The organism is Petrachloros mirabilis (genome assembly GCF_975968855.1).
This window is the reverse complement of sequence record NZ_CDLUDY010000210.1, coordinates 1-3,522: the sequence shown is the minus strand read 5'-3', so window position 1 is coordinate 3,522 and position 3,522 is coordinate 1. Positions and strand designations below refer to the sequence as shown.

5 protein-coding genes are annotated in these 3,522 nt (G+C 55.3%); 3 read left to right on the top strand and 2 right to left on the bottom strand.

The features are described from left to right. Both ACWVCN_RS08655 and ACWVCN_RS08650 read right to left on the bottom strand, forming a co-directional pair. Window positions 1-258: 3,4-dihydroxy-2-butanone-4-phosphate synthase (locus ACWVCN_RS08655; RefSeq protein ID WP_455245164.1), on the bottom strand; the 258-nt coding region annotated here is incomplete at its 3' end. 111 nt (window positions 259-369) lie between these two features. After that, on the bottom strand, window positions 370-1,569 hold the full coding sequence (locus tag ACWVCN_RS08650; protein WP_455245163.1) for an MFS transporter: 1,200 nt from the start codon (window positions 1,567-1,569) through the stop codon (window positions 370-372). 135 nt (window positions 1,570-1,704) lie between these two features. Between ACWVCN_RS08650 and ACWVCN_RS08645 the strand changes: the two genes are divergently transcribed. From ACWVCN_RS08645 to ACWVCN_RS08635, 3 genes are all read left to right on the top strand, one after another. Beyond that, entirely contained in the window at window positions 1,705-2,700 is a 996-nt protein-coding gene (locus ACWVCN_RS08645) for an RNA polymerase factor sigma-32 (RefSeq protein WP_455245162.1), read from the top strand. 262 nt (window positions 2,701-2,962) lie between these two features. Continuing rightward, window positions 2,963-3,268, top strand: coding sequence for a GroES family chaperonin (locus tag ACWVCN_RS08640; RefSeq protein ID WP_455245161.1), 306 nt, complete (start codon window positions 2,963-2,965; stop codon window positions 3,266-3,268). 43 nt (window positions 3,269-3,311) lie between these two features. After that, window positions 3,312-3,522: TCP-1/cpn60 chaperonin family protein (locus tag ACWVCN_RS08635; RefSeq protein WP_455245160.1), on the top strand; the 211-nt coding region annotated here is incomplete at its 3' end.

The following is a 3,522-nucleotide window of genomic DNA, read 5'->3' as shown; positions in this document are numbered from 1 at the left end:
TGCTGTCCCGAACGTCGCGGTGTTTTCAACTGCCTGTTGAGGGAGCTGAAGTTCCCCGACGCGTTCGGGCGTGAGCGCAAGGCAGATCAATCCCCGTGCATGTTTGGCCATGAAGTTCACGGCTTGCGGCGTGATTTTCTCGGCAGCAATGACAAGGTCGCCTTCGTTCTCCCGGTCTTCATCGTCTACCAGGATAATGAATTTGCCCTTTTTGATGTCTCGGATCGCGTCTTCGATGCTATTGAACGGACTGGCCATATAGTTCCATGTTGAATGTTTGATGCCGATTGTTCAATGGAAGGACAATTTATCATTAAACATCGAACATTTAACATTCTTTTTTGGACCGGTTGGTAGATGAGTATTTGGCTAAGCAGACGGCTCGGCGAGCGATGAGGACTGAGACCGGAGTGCGACGATGACAGTGCCCCAGGCACAGATGACGAACCCGGCGAAGAACCATAACCCGGCTTCATAGCTGCCGGTCACGCCTTTAAACAAACCCATCAGCAGTGGCAGGGCAAACCCGCCTACTCCCCCTGCCGCGCCGACAACACCCGAAGCCAAACCGATGTCTTTGGGAAACCACTCGGCCACCAGTTGAAACACGATCCCGTTCCCCACTCCCATCGCCCCTGTCGTCAGGATCAACATCACGACCGCCATCGAAAGTGACGGACTGGCCACCGCGACCACGGCCCCGGCGATCACGGGCAGAATGTAGTGGAGCGAGCGTAGCCCCCCCTGCCGGTCGGCGGCGTAGCCCCCAAGTGGACGAATGAGGCTGCCCACGAGTCCGCACAAGGCTGCCACTGCACCGGCCTCAACCGCCTCAAGGCGATACATGTCGTGTAAGAGGAGAGGCAGCACGCTGCACAACCCAACAAACCCTCCGAACGTCACCGCATACAGAAAACAGAGCCAATAGGCGTTACGCTGCCGGATCATCACCGCCGCACGGTGCCACCATTCGTCAGAACCAGGTTCGCGAGAAGGCTGCACGTGCGGGATCAGGAGTTGAAACAGCAACAGAGTCACCGCCACGAACCCCGCCATGAGGCCACAGATCTGGTGCCAATCCAACGTCGAAGCCCAACGGGGAGCCAGAAAAAGAATCAGCACGGTTCCCACGTTCCCCGTCGCGGCAATTCCCAAGACAAATCCTTGCGTCTCCGGTGGATATGCCCGGCCTGCAAGCGGAAGTGCCACGGCAAAACTTGATCCTGCCACTCCGAGGGCAAGGGCAAAAACGAGTGCCTCTTCATAACTCATAACCCCCAACCAGCCCCAGAGCAGCACGAAAAGTTCGGCCCAGAGGAGCGCAACCGCCGTCGGTCTCGCCCCGATCCAATCCGTACTCCAGCCCACGATCATTCTGAACAAGGCACCCCCCAGGAGCGGCAACGCGATAAGCCAGGCAATCGCTTGATCGCTCAGTTGCAGCTCTTCGGCCAGCGGAATACTCAAGGCAGCGATGAGCAGCCACACCATGAAGCTAACGGTCAGATGCAGGACTGATCCGATTAGGGAAGGCCAATGTCCGCTCTTCAGTGCTGTGAGGGGATGCATAACGGATTCGTTTTCGCTAAAGAGTTGTAGCCGTCGCTTCCATCATAGGGGACAGGCTTTCAATCGTGCAAGAGAACGCCTCCGGTAACTCCGGTTTTGTCGAGCCATCCTGTTCTGTTATAGTCAGCGCTTCCTATGGCAAAACCCGAAGACAGACAAGAAGAAGAGTCGCTCGAACCTGAAGTTCTCGACCCTTCTGATGATGAGATTGCCACGGAAGAGCCGGCTATGGAGCTTGGCCCCGCTGCAGCCGGTGGCGATCCCCCCGCTGATAGTACAGCGGTGGTGCCGGTCACCACTCTTCAACAATACCTCGCCGAGGTCCGCCGCCATCCCTATCTATCCAAGGAAGAGGAGCTTCGACTGTTCGATGAGTACAAAAAGCATGGTGACCGCGAGGCCGCCGTCAAACTGATTATGGCGAACCTGAGGGTCTCCGTCGCGATCGCCGCAGAGTATCTCCACACCGGCGCGGACCACATGGACTTGATCCAAGAAGGCAACGTCGGTTTGATGCAGGCCATCACGAAATTCGACCCGACCAAGAACGTACGGTTCTATGCCTACGCAGCCTGGTGGGCACGCGCCTATATTCTTCGCTACCTCCTGAACACCTACCGGTTGGTTAAAATCGGAACGACCCAGGACCAACGAAAACTCTTCTACAATTTGAGAAAGGAAAAGGCGAAGCTCGAACGGGAGGGATTTGCCCCAGACACCAAGCTGCTGGCGGACCGTCTCAACGTTCGTGAACGAGACGTCATCGAGATGGATCAACGGTTGGGGAGTTGGGAACTCTCGCTCAATCAGCCGATCGGTGAAGATCAGGAAGGTAGCCTGCTCGACGTGCTTCCGGCTCAGCAACCGGCAGCCGATGAACAATTAGCGGCAGAAGAGCTCAGAACTCTTTTTCGTACCAAGCTGGGCGAATTCATCAAGACGCTGGACGAGCGCGACGAAGACATTCTGCGCAACCGTATCCTGTCCGAATCCCCGCTCACCTTGGACGACCTCGGTGCCAAATACGGAATCACGAAGGAACGCACCCGCCAGCTGGAAGCCAGGATCATCAAACGCCTCCGTGACTACATTAAGAAAGACGTGAAGGATTTCGACCAGTTACGAATCTAACTCCCCACCAGATCCGTTTCATGATTGTACCTAGAATATTGAAATCTCAATCGGTTATGATGACCCATTCCACATCCATTTACGGGGTTCTATTTTTTTCATGGTAGCCCCCTTGACTTGGAAAGGGGGGAGGCTATCTCTACGCCCAGTCGAACGGATCAGGTTATCTGCTCGCATCGGAATCGGATCACGATCATCGAGTGCGCACCTGTTCACAATCGTAGACATAATCTTACGTTAACAATCACGAGGAGGGTCTGACATGAGCACAGCAGCCAAGGAGAAGGAGAAGAAGAATGTCGCCAAGGGTTTCCAGCCCCTGGGTGACCGGTTATTCGTCACCTACACTGAGGAATTGGAACGGACAGCCGGCGGGATTTACGTGCCGGATTCGGCCAAGGAAAAACCGCAGCGAGGCATCGTGCAAGCGATCGGAAAGAAAGTCGAGAACGTGAAGGTCGGCGACCAAGTACTGTTCGATAAGTACTCCGGCAGCAAGCTCAGGATCGAAGATGAAGAATGCTTGATCCTCAAGGAAGAAGATATCCTCGGTATTTTCACCAGCTAATAAACCAACAAGACGAAGACTGAATCATAAAGGGAGGAAACACATGGCAAAGCAACTACTGTACAGCGAGTCAGCTCGGGCCTCCATTCTCAAGGGAGTCAACCAGCTGGCCGATGCCGTAAAGGCAACGCTCGGGCCGAAGGGCCGGAACGCCATTCTTGACAAAAAGTTCGGCGCGCCGACGATCACCAAGGACGGCGTGACCGTGGCGAAGGAAGTCGAGCTCAAGAACCCGTACGAGAATATGGGCGCCC

What these genes read in the sequence shown, in the direction of transcription:
- ACWVCN_RS08650 (WP_455245163.1), bottom strand. Translation starts at nt 1,569, where the DNA reads ATGCATCCCCTCACAGCACTGAAGAGCGGACATTGGCCTTCCCTAATC.
- ACWVCN_RS08645 (WP_455245162.1), top strand. Translation starts at nt 1,705, where the DNA reads ATGGCAAAACCCGAAGACAGACAAGAAGAAGAGTCGCTCGAACCTGAA.
- ACWVCN_RS08640 (WP_455245161.1), top strand. Translation starts at nt 2,963, where the DNA reads ATGAGCACAGCAGCCAAGGAGAAGGAGAAGAAGAATGTCGCCAAGGGT.